Genomic DNA, 1,203 nt, shown 5'->3' with positions numbered 1-1,203 from the left:
TCTCTACCTCCGGCACAGTGGCGGAAACTTGCGGGTTGGCTCCGTGGGTGCAGGCGGCATTTTGTCGTTGTCGAACGATCAGGATATCCTCGGCTACGATGCCAACCACTTCCTGCAGGGTTCTGGCATCGCGCTGGATGTAGGCTCTAATGACCTGGGCAGTGCGGCCAGCCGGTTGAATCTGCAGTTGTCCGGGACTGATCCGCTCAGCGTGAATGCAGCCAACGGCTGGTTAAATGTGCGAGATACCACATTCTTCACCCTGGGTAACGTGACGGTAGATCAGCGTTTTGACCTGATGTCAGTCGGCGCTGTTGATCTTGCCGGCGACTTGACTGCCACCAGCCTGCGCTTCGATCTGGGAGGTGCGCTGAGCGCCAGCGGAGCGCCGCAGGTTAATGTCTCTGACGAGCTGGAGATCTCTGCCTCTGCTATTCAGCTTGCTGCTGCAGCAATCAGTGCCGGAAGCGCAAGGCTGGAAGCGACTGCCGGTGCGCTAAGCGTGGGCGACTTGTCTGCCACCAACGGTGACCTGAGCTTGCTGGCAGGTGGCGCGCTGATTACCTCGGGGATCGTGGATGCCCAGGGTAAGCTGATCGCCGATGCGCAGAGCATCAGCATGAACAATGGCTCGTCCTGGCAGGGGAGTGGCGGAGCCACCCTGACGGCCATCGACGACATGTCGCTGCAAGCACTGACCTTTGGCGGCGATCTGGATGTCGACTCGACCACTGGAAGTGTGTTGTTCGCGGGCCCGGTAAGTGCCTTGGATATTGATGTGTTTGCAGCCACAGGAATAGAAGCACAGTCAGCGGTGACAGGTAGCTCGCTGGTGCTCAACGGCGGGACCGGGATGCTGGTGGCGGGGGAGGCTGCGAGCCTGACCTCGACCACAGATGGCATCACCCTGACCGGCAGCGCGATTGCGCTGGACGTCGATTCCACAGTAAAGAGCGCGGGTGATTTCAAGGTCACCAGCCAATCGGGTGACATCGTTCTGGGCCACGTTGAATCCGGTGGGCGGGCCGAACTGAACAGCGCTGGTAACGTTCTGCTCAACAGGGCCGTATCCAGCGCTGAAGACCTGAACGTGGGTGCAATCGGCGCCGTTGCCATGGCCGCCGGTGCTCTGGTTGAATCCGGCGGTAAGGTCGATATTCAGGCAGCCAGGCTGACTATGGATGCGGGCTCACGTCTCGATGC

Annotated in this window: 1 protein-coding gene; it reads left to right on the top strand. The window is 60.3% G+C overall.

Going from position 1 to position 1,203, the window contains the following annotated elements:
• Positions 1-61: 61 nt before the first annotated feature.
• Positions 62-1,203: hypothetical protein (locus ABYA88_RS16520; RefSeq protein ID WP_373188471.1), on the top strand; the 1,142-nt coding region annotated here is incomplete at its 3' end.

It is taken from the genome of Halopseudomonas sp., assembly GCF_041579695.1.
Lineage (GTDB): Bacteria > Pseudomonadota > Gammaproteobacteria > Pseudomonadales > Pseudomonadaceae > Halopseudomonas.
Note: the sequence above shows the minus strand (reverse complement) of the source record. Positions and strands in the feature narration are given on the sequence as shown.